Origin of the sequence: Paraburkholderia tropica (assembly GCF_900109265.1) — a bacterium.
Taxonomy (GTDB): Bacteria; Pseudomonadota; Gammaproteobacteria; order Burkholderiales; family Burkholderiaceae; genus Paraburkholderia; species Paraburkholderia tropica.
On the sequence record NZ_FNZM01000009.1, the window covers coordinates 82,117 to 97,029 of the forward strand.

The 14,913-nt window shown below is 67.2% G+C and carries 14 protein-coding genes; 2 read left to right on the top strand and 12 right to left on the bottom strand.

Features of this window, described 5'->3' with window-relative positions:
• Positions 1-211: 211 nt before the first annotated feature.
• From BMY06_RS16245 to mltG, 9 genes are all read right to left on the bottom strand, one after another.
• Positions 212-1,396, bottom strand: a complete 1,185-nt coding sequence (locus BMY06_RS16245) for an AAA family ATPase (protein ID WP_074984147.1) — start codon at positions 1,394-1,396, stop codon at positions 212-214.
• A gap of 98 nt (positions 1,397-1,494) precedes the next feature.
• On the bottom strand, positions 1,495-2,940 hold the full coding sequence (gene otsA, locus BMY06_RS16250) for an alpha,alpha-trehalose-phosphate synthase (UDP-forming) (protein ID WP_065065519.1): 1,446 nt from the start codon (positions 2,938-2,940) through the stop codon (positions 1,495-1,497).
• 175 nt (positions 2,941-3,115) lie between these two features.
• Positions 3,116-4,345, bottom strand: a complete 1,230-nt coding sequence (locus BMY06_RS16255) for a mechanosensitive ion channel family protein (RefSeq protein WP_074984149.1) — start codon at positions 4,343-4,345, stop codon at positions 3,116-3,118.
• A gap of 416 nt (positions 4,346-4,761) precedes the next feature.
• Positions 4,762-5,118 (bottom strand): Rap1a/Tai family immunity protein, encoded by a 357-nt coding sequence (locus BMY06_RS16260; RefSeq protein WP_065065521.1) that lies wholly within the window; start codon positions 5,116-5,118, stop codon positions 4,762-4,764.
• A gap of 229 nt (positions 5,119-5,347) precedes the next feature.
• On the bottom strand, positions 5,348-6,061 hold the full coding sequence (locus tag BMY06_RS16265) for an ankyrin repeat domain-containing protein (protein WP_065065522.1): 714 nt from the start codon (positions 6,059-6,061) through the stop codon (positions 5,348-5,350).
• 76 nt (positions 6,062-6,137) lie between these two features.
• Entirely contained in the window at positions 6,138-6,923 is a 786-nt protein-coding gene (locus BMY06_RS16270) for a TatD family hydrolase (RefSeq protein WP_065065523.1), read from the bottom strand.
• Between the two features lie 90 nt (positions 6,924-7,013).
• The gene (locus tag BMY06_RS16275; protein ID WP_074984151.1) at positions 7,014-8,057 is read right to left on the bottom strand and encodes a DNA polymerase III subunit delta'; all 1,044 of its coding nucleotides are present in this window, start codon (positions 8,055-8,057) and stop codon (positions 7,014-7,016) included.
• A gap of 86 nt (positions 8,058-8,143) precedes the next feature.
• Positions 8,144-8,764, bottom strand: coding sequence for a dTMP kinase (gene tmk / locus BMY06_RS16280; protein ID WP_065065525.1), 621 nt, complete (start codon positions 8,762-8,764; stop codon positions 8,144-8,146).
• Positions 8,765-9,775, bottom strand: a complete 1,011-nt coding sequence (gene mltG, locus BMY06_RS16285; RefSeq protein WP_074984152.1) for an endolytic transglycosylase MltG — start codon at positions 9,773-9,775, stop codon at positions 8,765-8,767.
• Positions 9,776-9,852: 77 nt separating this feature from the next.
• Here mltG and ygfZ point away from each other — a divergent pair, with 77 nt between their 5' ends.
• Positions 9,853-10,899: a CAF17-like 4Fe-4S cluster assembly/insertion protein YgfZ gene (gene ygfZ / locus BMY06_RS16290; RefSeq protein WP_074984154.1), complete on the top strand. Its 1,047-nt coding sequence runs from the start codon at positions 9,853-9,855 to the stop codon at positions 10,897-10,899.
• Between the two features lie 96 nt (positions 10,900-10,995).
• The gene (locus BMY06_RS16295; RefSeq protein ID WP_065065528.1) at positions 10,996-11,853 is read left to right on the top strand and encodes an NRDE family protein; all 858 of its coding nucleotides are present in this window, start codon (positions 10,996-10,998) and stop codon (positions 11,851-11,853) included.
• Positions 11,854-11,866: 13 nt separating this feature from the next.
• Here BMY06_RS16295 and BMY06_RS16300 read toward each other — a convergent pair whose 3' ends face one another.
• From BMY06_RS16300 to BMY06_RS16310, 3 genes are all read right to left on the bottom strand, one after another.
• Positions 11,867-12,847 (bottom strand): alpha/beta hydrolase, encoded by a 981-nt coding sequence (locus BMY06_RS16300; RefSeq protein ID WP_065065529.1) that lies wholly within the window; start codon positions 12,845-12,847, stop codon positions 11,867-11,869.
• A 73-nt stretch (positions 12,848-12,920) separates the two neighbouring features.
• Positions 12,921-13,817, bottom strand: a complete 897-nt coding sequence (locus BMY06_RS16305; protein ID WP_074984155.1) for an SDR family oxidoreductase — start codon at positions 13,815-13,817, stop codon at positions 12,921-12,923.
• A 61-nt stretch (positions 13,818-13,878) separates the two neighbouring features.
• Positions 13,879-14,877: an NADP-dependent oxidoreductase gene (locus BMY06_RS16310; RefSeq protein WP_074984157.1), complete on the bottom strand. Its 999-nt coding sequence runs from the start codon at positions 14,875-14,877 to the stop codon at positions 13,879-13,881.
• Positions 14,878-14,913 lie beyond the last annotated feature (36 nt).

Consider the following 14,913-nt stretch of genomic DNA (forward strand, 5'->3'; position numbering starts at 1 on the left):
ACATGCGCCAACCCAGGCAGGGACAGAACCGCCCGTCCCTCGTCAGCCGATGCAGCCGATGCGCGCGCGCCATCTTCATTATTCGGGATGCGGCCTGGTCGGGCCGCAACACTTTCAATTGTTATACAGACTTACACGCGGATACATCCTCGCTTTCTCGCATGGTCCGCGCGCCAGAGTGCGATTACGCGACTGAGCGCGGCAAGCACAATCAACGTGACGGCCACTTCCAGGCGGGCACGTCGTGCGCATCCTCGTCGGCGAGCGCGGTGGCACCGAGGCGCCGTTCCAGCACAATCGACTGGCTGCCCGCCTCGCGTTCGAGCGCGGCGACCAGCCGCGGCGCATGCGACACGACCAGCACCTGCGACTGCGTCGACGCCCGTGCGATCAGCCGCGCAAGCGAGGGCAGCAAGTCCGGATGCAGGCTCGTTTCGGGCTCGTCGAGCACCAGCAGCGCGGGCGGACGCGGGCTCAGCAGCGCCGCCGCGAGCAGCAGATAACGCAGCGTGCCGTCGGACAGCTCCGCGCCGCGCAACGGCCGCAAGAGCCCGTCCTGGCGCAGCGCCACCTCGAAACGCCCTTCGTGGTTCACGATCTCCGCGCGCGCGCCCGGAAACGCATCGCCGATCGCCGCATCGAGCGCCGCGCCGTCGCCGATCTCGCGGATCGTCTGCAAGGCGGCGGCGAGGTTCGCGCCGTCGTCGGAAAGCACCGGCGAATGCGTGCCGATCTGCACCTGACGCGCGGCCGCCTGCACGTCAGTGCGGAAATGATCGTAGAAGCGCCACGAGCGGATCTGCTCGCGCACCGCGATCATCTCGGGCGCGCTGCGCGGGTCGGCGAACTCCGTCATCATGCTGTCGAAGCTCGCCACCGGCTGGGCGAGCGTGGTCCAGTCGTCGCTTCCCCCGCGTCCGCCGCCCTCGCCCCGGATGCGGATCATCGGCCCCTGACGATCGACCAGCAACGCCGACGGCCGCAGGATCGGCCCGCTCCAGATGCATTCGCGCTTGATCACCGGATCGAGCGCGAACTGCGAGGTGGACGCCGGCGGCGGCAAGCCCAGATCGATCGCATAGCCGAAGGTCTCGCCCGCGAAACCGAGCTTGAGGCTCACCGCGTCCTTGCGCACCGTGCCCTGCACCGCGTGCTCGCCCGCACTCACGGCGCGCGAGAAGCGCTCGGGTCCGGCCCAGAGCGTCGATTGCAGACCGCCCTCGCGCGCCAGCGACGGAATCACACCGCCGCGCGCGGTCAGCGCGAGCAGCCGCAAGGCGCGATACAGATTCGATTTGCCACTGCCGTTCGGTCCCGTGATGACGTTGAGCGAGCCGAGCGGCACGATGAGTTCGCGCAACGAGCGGTAGTTGGCGATGGCGAGCGTAGTGAGCATGTGTCGATGAGCCGAGGCGCGTCGGGTGTGAAGATCCACGCAGGATCATACGCAATCGACGCGCGACGGCAGGCATCGATGCAACGATGGGCCCAACCTTAGCGCTGATGCGGCACGCGCGCGAGATCGCTGAGGAAACGGTCGCGCCACACGCCGAGGTCGTTGCGGCGCAGCGCCTCCATATTGGTGTGATAGCGCTCCTTGCGTTCTTCGAGCGGCATCGAGAGCGCGTGCTCGAGCGCCTCCGACATGCCCGTTGCATCGTGCGGATTGACGAGTAACGCGCCCGCGAGTTCGGCGGCCGCGCCCGCGAAAATCGACAGCACCAGCACGCCCGGATCCTCGGGATTCTGCGCGGCCACGTATTCCTTGGCGACGAGATTCATGCCGTCGTGCAACGGCGTGACGTAACCCACCTGCGACTCGCGGAACAGCGACATCAGCTTCCAGCGGTCGTACTGCTGGCTCAGGTAGCGGATCGGCGTGTAATCGAGGCCCGAGTAGCGGCCGTTGATGCGCCCCGCCTCGCGCTCCAGTTCCTCGCGAATCACCTTGTAGCTGGCCACATCCGAACGCGTGGGCGGCGCGATCTGCACGAGCGTGACTTTGCCGCGCCATTCGGGCGAATGTTCGAGCAGTTGCTCGAAGGCCTGAAAGCGCTCGACGAGGCCCTTCGAATAGTCGAGCCGGTCCACGCTCATGATGAGCTTGCGTCCTTCGAGGCTCTGCTTGAGATCGAGCACGTGCTGGCGGCTTTCGTAGCGCGCGGCCTGCTCGGCGATCTCGTCGGGAAACACGCCGATGCGGTACACGCCCGTGTGCAACGTGCGTCCGTACGCTTCGAGCACGCCCTCCTCCTCGACCTCGCCGGCTGTTTCGGCGCCCTTGCCCGGCTTCGTGGCTTCGCCCAGTTCGCGCACCGTGCCGTGCGCCTCGCGCGCGATGTAGTCGTGAAACGCCTGCTGGTCGTTGCGCGTCTGGAAGCCGAGCAGGTCGTAGCAGCACAGCGATTTCACGAGTTCCTCGTGCGGCGGAATCGTCTGCAGCACCTGCGGCGAGGGAAACGGAATGTGCAGGAAAAAGCCGATGCGGTTGCGCACGCCTTCCGAACGCAGCGCCTCGGCGAACGGAATCAGATGGTAGTCGTGGACCCAGATGATGTCGTCGGGCTCGATCAGCTTGACGAGCTTGTGCGCGAGCCAGGCGTTCACGCGGCGATAGCCCGCGTATTCGTCGCGCTCGTAGCGTGCGAGGTCGTTGCGGTAGTGGAACACCGGCCAGAGCGTGGCGTTCGAAAAACCGCGGTAGTACTGGTCGTAATCCTTCTTCGTGAGACCGACGGTCGCGAACGTCACCGGTCCTTCCTGATCGAGCGTCGGGCCCGCGTTCGCCACCGTCTCGCTCACCACGTCGCCGCTCCAGCCGAACCACACGCCGCCCGCGTCCTTGAGCGCGCCGAACACGCCCACGGCGAGGCCGCCCGCCGAGCCTTTGGTTTCGGTGGGCGTCGCCACGCGGTTAGAGACGACTATCAGTCTTGCCATCGTGCTTTTCCTCCACGGATCGCCTGCTTCGCGATGTCTTCTCGTTGTTCAATTTCAGTTATAGGCCGCGCCGGGTTTGCATCTGCGTTCACATCTGCGTCTACATTCGCCGTGGCGCGTTGCCTCTCTTTTGCCTCGTCTTGCAACCGACGTTTCAACCGCGCTCTAACACGATCTAACGCGACGGCGTCGGCTCCTCCGCCGTGCGCGAGCCGCTGTCCGCGACCGGATCGGCTTCGGTGTTGGCCGCCGTGCTCGACGCCGCGCTAGCACCGGCTCGCGAGCCGCGCCGCGTGAACGCCGGCAGCTCGCCCGTCGGCACTTCCATGCCGCTCTCGACGTCCGCCGACACTTCCGCGCGCGCCCGCGGCAGATACTGCGGAAAGTGCGCGTTGATGAAGTCGAACAGCCCTTCACGCACACGGCATCGCAAATCCCAGTTCAGCCCCGAATCCTGCGAGCTCACGAGCACGCGCAACTGCATCGCGCGCTCGTTGGCATCGGTGACCTGCAACACCTGCACGCGCTTGTCCCATTCGGGCGCGCGCTCGACGATGCGCGCCAGTTCCTCGCGCAGCGGCGCGAGCGGCGTACGGTAATCGAGCCACAGAAACACCGAGCCGATGATCTGCGAGCTGCTGCGCGTCCAGTTCGTGAACGGATTCTCGATAAACCATTGCAGCGGCACGATCAGCCGCCGCTGGTCCCAGATGCGCACCGAGACATACGTACCGGTAATTTCTTCGATGCGCCCCCACTCGCCCTGGATCACGACCACATCGTCGAGCCGGATGGGCTGGGAAATCGCGATTTGCAGACCGGCAATCAGATTCCCCAGCACGGGGCGTGCCGCGATACCGGCGACCAGACCGGCGACGCCCGCCGACGCCAGCAGACTCGCGCCGATCTGGCGCACGTTCGGGAAGGTCATCAGCGCCGCGCCGAGCCCGAAAATGATGATCACGACCATCACCGTGCGCGCGAGCACGCGCGCCTGCGTGTGGATGCGGCGCGCCTGCAGGTTGTCGGCGATATCGAGCGGATGCGCCGCGATAATCGCCTCGCCGATGGCCGCCGCGCAGCGCACGGACAACCACGTCATGGCGGCGATCAGCGCAAACGCGCAGAGCTCACGCAAGGTGCTGATGAAGTGCAGCGTGTCGGGCGCCTGCCACCAGACGAACTCCAGCGCGAGCACGGCGAGCACCATGCGCGCGGGCGGGTTCACGTAGCGCACGAACACGCTCGCATACGGATACGGCCGCGCGAGCCGGCGCACGACGCGCGCGCCGAGCCAGTGCACAGCGAAAGCGAAGGCCAGCGCGATGGCGCTGACGAGGAGCGTGCCGAGCCAGTTTTGCAACGGGGCGTCGGTCAGTCGGGAAAAGTCGTCGAGAGTGGGCATCGGTGGCCAGTTCCTCCTGCGCGTGGCGACCTGGTGGAAACGGCACGGGCGGCAGGCCCGCGGGCGAGACGGCGCGGCAGCGGCGGCGCTTTCGGCATGCGGCGGCGTCACATCGTGGCGGCGTGGCAACGCGGCGTCGGCAAAAGCCGGGCCCGTCAGGCGTAACGCTACGCGAATGCGTGTAAAAACGCGCTCAAGATTGCGCCGATGGTGCGACTCATGCGGCTAATGCAGCTGGTGCGGATCGAGCGAGCGGCGCGCTGCGCGAGACGCGGCGGCCCGGAAAAGCCGCCGCGCAGGAGAATCGACTGGCGATTGCGCCGTTGGTTCAACGGCGCTACGGATGCGAGGTGATACGGCGGAGGTTGCGGCAAAAGACGGGCAGCACGGCCGGACGCGCCGTGCCGAGGCGGCCATCAACTGCCCGTCTTGCAGGGAAACGCCTTGCCGAGCCCAAGCGAAATCGCCGTGCTGGCGTTGTAGCCCGCGATGTTCGGGTTGTCGGCGATGTACTTGCGCACGGCGTCGGTCAGCTGCGCGGAGCGCGCATCCGCCGGCAGGCAGAAGTATTGGCCGACGCGCGGGCCGGTCGTGCCGCCGATCGCGTCGATGGTGTTGAAGATGCCGTCGGCGGCACCTTCGATATACGCCGCGCACGCACTGCGCGAGGCCACGTCGGTCTTCGAGCAAAGGCGGTTGAGGTCGCTTGCGGTGAATGCGAAAGCCGAGAGCGGCAAAACGAGCGCGCCGGCGCAGAACAGAGCCCGCAGCATGGTTCTCCTTGAATCGTCGTGTGGTGCGGCGCCCCTGCGCCGCGCGCCGCCCGCCGGTGCGCGCGTGGAGCGCGGCTGCCGGCAAGGGGCAATTTCGCTATTGTGCACTGTTTTGCATAACTGCCGCTCGGGTCCGGTTCGCGCCGCACCCGCGCGGCCGTTGCGCGCGAGGCCGCGTGGCAGGCGGCCCGGGGTGCGGTCGAGCGCTGACTGAGCCGTTATCGGCCCCTTATTGCGCCGCCTGACCCATGCGCGCCGAGAGGTCCTTGATCGCATCCGGCGCCTTGTACTGCTTGGCGAAATCGAGCGCGTTCATGCCGATCTGGTTCTTGGCCTGCAGATTCGCGCCGTGATCGAGCAGCAGATTCGCGGTGCTCATGTGATCGCCGCGCGCGGCCATCATGAGCGGCGTGGTGCCGTTCGGCGACTGCGCGTTCACGTCGGCCGAATAGCCGATCAGCAGCTTCGCGACGTCGTCGTTGCCGTTTGCGGCCGCGTAGTGCAGCGGGGTCCAGCCCTGCTTGTTGACGTCGGCGCCCTTGGTGATGAGCATTTTCACGAGGTCGACGTCGCCGTTCAGCGAGGCCAGCATGAGCGCGTTTTCGCCCGCCTTGTCCTGCGCGTTGATCTTGATGGCCGGGTTGTCGAGCAGCACCGCCGCGACCTTGTCCGACTTCTCGCGGGCGGCCAGCACGAGCAGCGGCATGCCCTGGTCGTCGGTCGCGTTCGGGTCCATGCCGTTGGCGATGTCCTTGGCGACGCCCTTGTCGTCGTCGAACTTCACGCCTTTCACGAGCGAATCGATCGGCGCGGCGTGGACCGGCGCGCTGACGAGCACGGCGGCGCCCATGCCGAAAGCAAGCGCGGCGGCGACGCGGCGCACGGCGGCGCCCCGGACGGTTTGCGCGGATTTCACGGTGGACAGTTGCGAATTCGAGTTCATGTCAGGCCTTAACGTTATTCGATATCTGATTGATAACACGCCGTTTTTTCAGCGGCATTGCCCGTAGCGGCTGCGTTCAGGCCGAAGCCGGAATCTTGAAGAGCCGGAAAAAATTCTGCGTGGTGGCAGCGCCGAGTTCGGCGTCCGGCAATCCGCGTTGCTGGGCAATGAATCTTCCGACATGGCTGACGTACGCAGGTTCATTGGGTTTGCCACGAAATGGCACTGGCGCAAGATACGGCGAGTCCGTTTCGATCAAAAGACGCTCGATCGGCACGCGGCGCGCCACTTCCTGCACATCGGTCGCGCTCTTGAAGGTCACGATGCCCGACAGCGAAATGAAGAAATTCTGCGCGATAGCGCGTTCGGCGATCGCCCACGGCTCCGTGAAGCAGTGCATCACGCCGCCCGGCTCGCCCGCGCGCTCCTCTTCCATGATGCGCAGCGTGTCCTCGGAAGCGGCGCGCGTGTGGACGATCAGCGGCTTGCCGGTGGCGTGCGCCGCGCGAATGTGCACGCGAAAGCGCTCACGCTGCCATTCCATGTCGTCGATGGTGCGTTCGCCCAGACGGTAGTAATCGAGCCCCGTTTCGCCGATCGCCACCACCTTCGGGTGTTTCGCCAGCTCGACGAGGTCGGCGACCGAGGGCTCCTGCACGTCTTCGTGGTCCGGATGCACGCCCACCGACGCGTAGACGTTCTCGTAGCGGCTCGCGATATCGAGCACCGAGGGCAGCGTCTCCAGATCGACCGAGACGCACAGCGCGTGCGTCACGGACTGCTCGCGCATGTTTTCGAGCACCTGCGGCAGCCGGTCGGCGAGGCCCTCGAAGTTGATGTGGCAATGCGAATCGACAAACATGGACAAGTCCTGCGGTGAAAATCGTTAAGGCTAAGCGAGGCTCAAGGCCGGCGCGGCGCGCTGTGTGATCAAACGCGCATCAAATACGCGTCAGGCGAACATTTCACGATAGCCGAGAAACAGTTCCTCGAATACGAGCCGCGCATTGAGCGGATGGTTTTCGATCGCGCGCTGACGCGTCACGGTCTTCATGTAGCGCGCGAGCGCCGGGCTGTCGAGCTTCGCGGCGCAGCGCCCGAGCGCGGCCGCCGACTGCGGGTAATAGCGCGGACGGCCCGCCGTGCGTTCGGCCAGCAGATCGTAGACCCAGCGCTGCAACCAGCCGAGCACCAGCGGCACCGGCAGCTTTTGCAGCGTCTCGCCGCAGGCGAACGGATCGCAGGCCGGACCGGCGGCGAGCTGGGCGAGCGTCCAGTCGCGCAGCGTGCGGTTTTCGTCGCTCGCGAGCGCGAGTGCCGCAAGCGGCGCGCCGCCCGCTTCGGCCAGCAGCCCGACCGGATCGTCCACGCCCTGCTGCGCAAGCCAGGCCTGCGCCTCGGCAGGCGCGGGCGTGCTCATCGGCCACTGGCGGCAGCGGCTGATGATGGTCGGCAGCAAACGGTCGATGCGCGCCGAGACCATCAGGAACACCACGCCCGAAGGCGGTTCCTCCAGCGTTTTCAGCAGCGCGTTCGCGGCGGCGACGTTGAGCGCTTCGGCCGGATACAGCACGACCACGCGCATGCCGCCGCGATGCGAGCCGACGCCCGTGAAATCGAGCAGCGCGCGCACCTGCTCGATGCGGATTTCCTTGCTGGGCGCGCGCCCTTTCTTGCCTTCGTCGTCGCCCTTGTCGGCTTTCTCGGGCTTGCCGTCGCTGTCGTCGCCCGTCGGGCCGACGAGGCTGGCGAGCGCTTCGGGCACCACCGCGCGGTAATCGGGATGATTGCCCTGCTCGAACCAGTGGCACGCCGGGCAGGCGCCGCACGGCTGACCGTCGGGGTGCGGCGACTCGCACAGCAGCCCCTTCGCCAGATGCTGGGCGAACTGGAGCTTGCCGATGCCGGCCTGGCCGTGCAGCAGCAGCGCATGCGGCCAGTGGCTGCGCAACTGCTGAAGGCGTTCCCAGTCGCCGCTCTGCCACGGATAGATCATATTTAGAATCAATCAGTTAGGCGAAGTTCGCGAGATTTCGCGCGAACCACGCCGTTCATATAACTTCGCCAAATAACGCTTTGCAATCAGAGCGTTGCGATGATCTGCTCAAGCTTGGCGCGAATTCCGTCGATGCTCTGCGAGGAATCGACGATCGCGAAGCGGTACGGCGCCTCTTCCGCGCGGCGCAGGTACTCGGCGCGCGTGCGCGTGAAGAACGCATCGGTCTCGCTTTCGAAGCGGTCCGGCTCGCGCGCCGCGCCGCGCCGCTCGCTGGCGGTGTCGGGCGCGATGTCGAACAGGATGGTCAGATCGGGCTGAAAACCGCCCTGCACCCAGCGTTCAAGCGTTTCCAGCTTGTCGCGCGGCAGGCCGCGGCCGCCGCCCTGATAGGCAAAGGTCGCGTCGGAAAAGCGGTCCGACAGCACCCAGTCGCCGCGTGCGAGCGCCGGCTCGATCACGCGCGCGAGATGCTCGCGACGCGCCGCGAACATCAGCAGCGCCTCGGTTTCGAGGTCCATCTGCTCGTGCAGCAGGAGATCGCGCAGCGATTCGCCGAGCGGCGTGCCGCCCGGTTCGCGCGTCATGACCACCGTGCGGCCGCCGGCAGCGAGCTTGTGCTCGAGCTGCTCGCGGAACCAGGCCAGATGCGTGGTCTTGCCCGCGCCGTCGATGCCCTCGAACGTGATGAATCGGCCACGCGCCATTTAGTTACCCCGGATGTATTTGTCGACGGCCTTGTTGTGGTCGACGAGATTGTCGGAAAACACGCTGCTGCCGTCGCCGCGCGCCACGAAATACAGCGCGCCGGTCGCCGCCGGATTGAGCGCTGCCTGCAATGCCGCGGCGCCGGGCAACGCGATTGGCGTTGGCGGCAGTCCTGGGCGCAGGTACGTATTGTAAAGAGTGTCGGTTTGCAGATCGCGCTTGTGCAGACGCCCCAGATAGCCCGCGCCCATCCCGTAGATCACCGCCGGATCGGTCTGCAGCGGCATGCCCACCTTGAGGCGGTTCGTGAATACGGCGGCCACCAGCGGACGGTCGCCGGCCTTGCCGGTTTCCTTTTCGACCAGCGAAGCGAGCGTCAGCGCCTCGTACGGCGACTTCAGCGGCAGACCCGGCGCGCGCGCGGCCCATGCCTCGTTCAGATGCGTCTGCATGAGCTTATAGGCGCGGCGGAAGACGTCCAGATCGCTCGAACCCTTGTCGAACAGATAGGTGTCGGGGAAGAACAGGCCCTCGCCGCTGCCCTCGGGCGAAGCGGGCGCGCCGATCGCCGTCAGAAGCTGGGCGTCGTTCATGCCCGCGGTGTCGTGGCGCAGCGCCGGATTCGCGTCGAGCTCGTCGCGCATGCGCTTGAAGGTCCAGCCTTCGATGATGGTCGCGACGTATTCGTTGACGTCGCCGAGCGCCATCTTCTGCAGCACTTCGTAGGGCGTGATGCCCGCCTTGAATTCGTAATTGCCCGATTTGAGATGGCTCTGCAGGCCGAGCGCGCGGGTCATCAGCACGAACAACTGGGGCTGGACCGGCACGCCGCCGCGGCTCAACTGGGCGGTAACGCTGCGCACGGTGCTGTGCGGCTTGATGGTGACGTCGAGCTGCTGGACCGCGAGTGCAACGGGCGTGGTGGCCCAGTACCAGACACCGCCTGCGGCGGCTGCGCCCAGCACGGCGCACGCAACGCCGGCGGCAAGGCATTTCTTCAGGAGGGACATGGAAACATGACTCAGGGGGACCTCATATAATAACTGCTTGCCCTCGCTAAAGTCAGGATTGACTGTTCCCCGAATCCATGAACTCCCCGCTCGCTCCCGCTACTACGCTTTCCTCCTCGCCGGCCGTGCAGGCTGATCTGCCCGCCCCGACCGCCGCCGACTTCGACGCCGCGCTCAAGGGCGGCGCCTACGCGATCCTGCCGCAGTTCGGCGTGATCGACGCCAACGGCGAAGACGCCGCCACTTTCCTGCACAGCCAGCTCACCAACGACATCCAGCATCTGGACGTCGCGGGCGCGCGCCTCGCGGGCTACTGCTCGGCCAAGGGCCGCCTGCTCGCGTCGTTCCTCGTCTGGAAAAGCGCCGAGACGATCCGCCTGCTGATCTCGAAGGACGTGCAGGCCGCGGTGCAAAAACGCCTGTCGATGTTCGTGCTGCGCGCCAAGGCCAAGCTCGTCGACGACAGCGACAAGCTGCTCGTGGTCGGCTTCGCGGGCGACGTGCGCGGCGCGCTGTCGGGCGTGTTCGACGCACTGCCCGACGGCGTGCACGTCAAGGTCGACGACACCGCCGGCTCGCTGATCCGCCTGCCCGACGCGGCCGGCCGTCTGCGCTATCTGCTGGTCGGTCCGAAGGACGCGGTCGAAGCGAAACTCGCCGCGCTCGACGGCAAGATCGCGCGCGTCACGCCCGCGCTGTGGGACTGGTTCGACATCCACGCGGGCGAGCCGCGCGTCACGCAAGCCGTGAGCGAGCAGTTCGTGCCGCAGATGATCAACTTCGACGTGCTCGGCGGCGTGAACTTCAAGAAGGGCTGCTATCCGGGTCAGGAAGTGGTCGCGCGCAGCCAGTATCGCGGCACGATCAAGCGGCGCACGGCGCTCGCGAGCGTCGCGGCCGGTCGCGACGCCGCGCGTCCGGGCGTCGAGCTGTTCCATTCCGACGATCCGGGCCAACCCTGCGGCATGATCGTGAATGCGGCCGCGTCGCCCGAAGGCGGCGTCGATCTGCTCACCGAGATCAAGCTCGCGGCGCTCGAAGCGGGCAGCGTGCATCTGGGCGCCGCCGACGGCCCCGCGCTGCGCTTCTTGCCGCTGCCCTACGCACTGCCCACCGAGGTCTGACGCGTTGTCGGCACTGGAAGTGTTGGTGTTGGCGTTCTGGCCGGTCGGAACGCGGCCGCCCTCTGCGTGCGGCCTGAGCGACGGAGGTCGCGCGCCATGTGCCTGATCGTGTTCGACTGGCGCCCGCAGGCGACCGCAGGCGCGCGCTTCACGCTCGCCGCGAACCGCGACGAGTTCCTGCGCCGCACCGCCGCGCCGCTGCAATGGTGGGCCGACGCGCCCGACGTGCTCGCGGGCCGCGATCTCGTCGGCGGCGGCACGTGGCTCGGCATGACGCGCGGCGGGCGCTTCGCCGCGCTCACCAACTATCGCGCGCCGCGCGATATGCGCCCCGACGCGCCCACGCGCGGCACGCTGGTGTCTCGCTGGCTGATGGGGTCGTCGGCGGCGACCGGGACGCTGCCCGACAGCGCGCTCGGCTATCTCGACGAAGTCGCGCGCGACGGAGCGCTCTACAACGGCTTCAATCTGATCATCGGCGACTGGACGCGCGGCGAGCTCGCCTGGTATTGCAATCGCGCCGACCGCGCGCCCGCGCTGCTGCCCGAAGGCACGCACGGCATCTCCAACGCGGTGCTCGACACGCCGTGGCCGAAGCTCGTGCACAAGCGCGCGGAACTCGCCCGACTCACGCAACCCACGCAGCGCGCGAGCGACGGCGCCGACGTCCCGCTCGAACGTCTGATCGAGATGATGCGCGACCCGCGCGTGGCGCCCGACGCCGACCTGCCCGCGACCGGCATTCCGCTCGAACGCGAGCGCGCGCTGTCGGCGGCCTTCATCGAAACGCCCGATTACGGCACGCGCGGCACCACGGCGCTGCGCGTACGCGTGAACGGCGCGCGTCTGGACGTCGAGGCGCTCGAACGCAGCGACGACGACGGCTCGCACCGCCTCGTGCGCCCGGGCGCATTCGAGCGCCACGAACGCTACGTCATCGACACGGCGCGCTAAGCCGCTCCGCTCATCACGCCTCCACACCGAACGCCGCGCGCAACGCTTGCGCGGCGTCGGCGTGCGCGCGACGCGCGTCGTCGACGTAAGCGCCCATCTTGAAGAACTCGTGGATCATGCCGTCGTAGCGCACCAGCGTGACGTCATTGCCCGCCGCGCGCAGTTTCTCCGCGTACGCCACGCCTTCGTCGACGAGCGGATCGAACTCCGCCACCGCGATCCACGCCGGTGCCAGCCCGCGAAAATCCGGCACGCCGCTCGTGCCGCCAATGCCGTGCTTGCCGTCGAGCGGCGCGAAGCGCCAATCGTCGCGGTCTGAAGCGGCGCGCACGTAATGGTTGAAGAACCACTGGATCGTGGCTTCGGTCAGCAGATAGCCGTCCGCGAGACGCCGGTGCGAGTCCGTGTCCTGATAGCCGCCCGTGCCCGGATAAATCAGCATTTGCAGCACGGGCGCGATGCCCGCGTCGCGCGCGAGGACGGCGCACACCGTTGCGAGCGTGCCGCCCGCGCTGTCGCCGCCGACGGCCAGGCGCGCGGCGTCGATGCCATATTCCGCCGCATGCGCGTGCAGCCACATGTAGGCGTCGAAGGTGTCGTGAACGGCGGTGGGAAACTTGTGCTCGGGCGCGAGCCGGTAGTCGACCGAGAGCACGGCGCAGCGCGCGTCGTGCGCGAACATACGGCACAGCGCATCGTGCGTATCGACGCTGCCGACGGTGAAGCCGCCGCCGTGGACATACACCAGCGCGGGCAGCGGCTGCGCCCAATTCGGTTCGACCGGCGTATAGAGACGCGCGCGGATCGTCTCGCCGTCGCGCACGGGAAGGCGCAGATCGTCGACCGCGTGCATCGGCGCGGCCGCGATCTCCAGCACCGAGGCGCTTTTCTCGTAGGACGCGCGCGCGTCCTGAGGCGTGAGTTCGTGATACGGCGTGCGGCCCGCGCGGGCCACCATTTCGAGGACGAGTGCGATCTTCGCGTTCAGCGGCATGGTCCCGGTTCGTGCAGGAGAAAAAGTTGCGGATAACGCCTTGCGCAACCGGGACCGTTCGCCGGGCTGCGCGTCAGGACGCGGCGTTGGCTTTCGCCTCGGCTTTGACTTCGGGCTTGAGCGACAGCGGATCGGTCGGATTGCGCAGCGTTTCGATGTCTTCGTGACGCAGCTTGACCGAAGCGAGTATGCCCGGATGCGTAAGGATGTAAAAGCGCGCATCGCGCACGGCGTCGAACGTGGCTTTCGCGACGTCGTCGGGCGTGAGGCGGCCCGAACGCACGGCGCGCTGCAATTGCAGATCGGCGGCCTGTTGCGAGCGCGTGGGCGGCGCGTCGTTGCGCAGATCGTCGGGACGGCTGCGCTCGGCGTTGGCGATGCCCGTCGGCACGAAAGCCGGACACAGCAGCGAGCAGCTCACCACGTCGCTCACGTTCTTGAGGTCGTGATAGAGCGTTTCGGTGAGCGAGACCACCGCGTGCTTCGACGCGTTGTAGACGCCCATCGCGGGCGGCGACAGCAGACCCGCCACCGACGCCGTATTGACGATATGCGCGCGCTCGCCCTGCTTGAGCATGATCGGCGCGAAGCTGCGCACGCCGTTCGCCACGCCCATCACGTTCACGCCGAACACCCACTCCCAGTCCTTCGCGCTGCTTTCCCAGAGGAAGCCGCCCGTGCCCACGCCCGCGTTGTTGAACAGCAGATGGACCTTGCCATAGGCCTCGATCGCCGCTTGCGCGAGCGCGTCGACCTGGGCGGGATCGCGTACGTCGGTGCGCACGCCGATCGCCTGCGCGCCCTGCTCGCGGATTGCCTGCACGGCGGCGTCGAGCGTGGCGGCGTCGACGTCGGCGAGCACGAGTTTCATGCCGAGCGCGGCGGCCTGTTGCGCGAACGCGCGGCCAAAGCCGCTCGCCGCGCCGGTGATGACGGCCACGCGGCCTTCGAACTGAAATGGATCGGACATCGCGTCTCCGGTGCTATTCGTTAGGGATGCAGAAGTCATGGAAAGGGGCCGGCGCGGTTCGTCAGATCAGTTTGACGAGCTGCTTGCCGAAATTCTGGCCTTTGAGCATGCCGAGGAACGCGGCGGGCGCGTTGTCGAGACCGTCGGCGATCGTCTCGCGATACACCAACTGTTTCTTCGCGACCAGCGCGCCGAGTTCGCCGAGCGCCTGCGGCCACACGTCCATGTGTTCGCTCACGATGAAACCCTGCACCAGCAGGCGCTGCGTGAGCAGCAGTTGCGGATACTTGAGCGGCATCGGCTCGCCGTCGTAGCCCGCGATCATGCCGCACAGTGCGATGCGGCCGAACGCGTTCATGCGCGCGAGCGTGGCGTCGAGCACCGCGCCGCCCACGTTTTCGAAATAGCCGTCCACGCCGTCCGGCGTCGCGGCCTTGAGATCGGGATACAGATTGCCGGCCTTGTAGTCGACGCAGGCGTCGAAGCCCAGTTCCTCGACCACGTAACGGCACTTTTCCGCGCCGCCCGCGATGCCGACCGCACGGCAGCCCGCACGCTTCGCCAGTTGGCCAACCACGCTGCCGACCGCGCCGCTTGCCGCGCTCACGACCACGGTCTCGCCCGCCTTCGGCGCGATGATGCGGTTCAGGCCGTACCACGCGGTGACGCCCGGCATGCCGACCGGACCGAGGTACGCGGAAAGCGGCACATGCGTCGTATCGACGACGTGCATGTCGTTGCCGTCCGAGGTCGCGAATTCCTGCCAGCCGGCCATGCCGACTACCTTGTCGCCCACCTTGAATTTCGGATTGAGCGACTCGACCACCTCGCCCACCGTGCCGCCGATCATCACCGAATCGAGCGGTTGCGGCGCCGCATACGACTTGCTGTCGTTCATACGGCCGCGCATGTACGGATCGAGCGACAGATAGTGATTGCGCACGCGCACCTGACCCTGGGCGAGCGGCGCGAGCGGCGTTTCGACGAGACGGAAGTTATCGACGCTGGCAGCGCCTTCGGGACGCGAGGCGAGCAGGATCTGGCGATTGGTCTGGGTCATGAGCGTGGTCAGGCTTCGAAGAGGCGCGGCACGGGC

Excerpts from the sequence above, each read along its gene's own strand:
- BMY06_RS16305 (WP_074984155.1), bottom strand. The coding sequence starts at position 13,817 with ATGTCCGATCCATTTCAGTTCGAAGGCCGCGTGGCCGTCATCACCGGC.
- BMY06_RS16275 (WP_074984151.1), bottom strand. The coding sequence starts at position 8,057 with ATGATCTATCCGTGGCAGAGCGGCGACTGGGAACGCCTTCAGCAGTTG.
- BMY06_RS16300 (WP_065065529.1), bottom strand. The coding sequence starts at position 12,847 with ATGCCGCTGAACGCGAAGATCGCACTCGTCCTCGAAATGGTGGCCCGC.
- mltG (WP_074984152.1), bottom strand. The coding sequence starts at position 9,775 with ATGTCCCTCCTGAAGAAATGCCTTGCCGCCGGCGTTGCGTGCGCCGTG.
- otsA (WP_065065519.1), bottom strand. The coding sequence starts at position 2,940 with ATGGCAAGACTGATAGTCGTCTCTAACCGCGTGGCGACGCCCACCGAA.
- BMY06_RS16260 (WP_065065521.1), bottom strand. The coding sequence starts at position 5,118 with ATGCTGCGGGCTCTGTTCTGCGCCGGCGCGCTCGTTTTGCCGCTCTCG.
- BMY06_RS16270 (WP_065065523.1), bottom strand. The coding sequence starts at position 6,923 with ATGTTTGTCGATTCGCATTGCCACATCAACTTCGAGGGCCTCGCCGAC.
- BMY06_RS16295 (WP_065065528.1), top strand. The coding sequence starts at position 10,996 with ATGTGCCTGATCGTGTTCGACTGGCGCCCGCAGGCGACCGCAGGCGCG.
- BMY06_RS16310 (WP_074984157.1), bottom strand. The coding sequence starts at position 14,877 with ATGACCCAGACCAATCGCCAGATCCTGCTCGCCTCGCGTCCCGAAGGC.
- tmk (WP_065065525.1), bottom strand. The coding sequence starts at position 8,764 with ATGGCGCGTGGCCGATTCATCACGTTCGAGGGCATCGACGGCGCGGGC.
- BMY06_RS16265 (WP_065065522.1), bottom strand. The coding sequence starts at position 6,061 with ATGAACTCGAATTCGCAACTGTCCACCGTGAAATCCGCGCAAACCGTC.
- BMY06_RS16255 (WP_074984149.1), bottom strand. The coding sequence starts at position 4,345 with ATGCCCACTCTCGACGACTTTTCCCGACTGACCGACGCCCCGTTGCAA.
- BMY06_RS16245 (WP_074984147.1), bottom strand. The coding sequence starts at position 1,396 with ATGCTCACTACGCTCGCCATCGCCAACTACCGCTCGTTGCGCGAACTC.
- ygfZ (WP_074984154.1), top strand. The coding sequence starts at position 9,853 with ATGAACTCCCCGCTCGCTCCCGCTACTACGCTTTCCTCCTCGCCGGCC.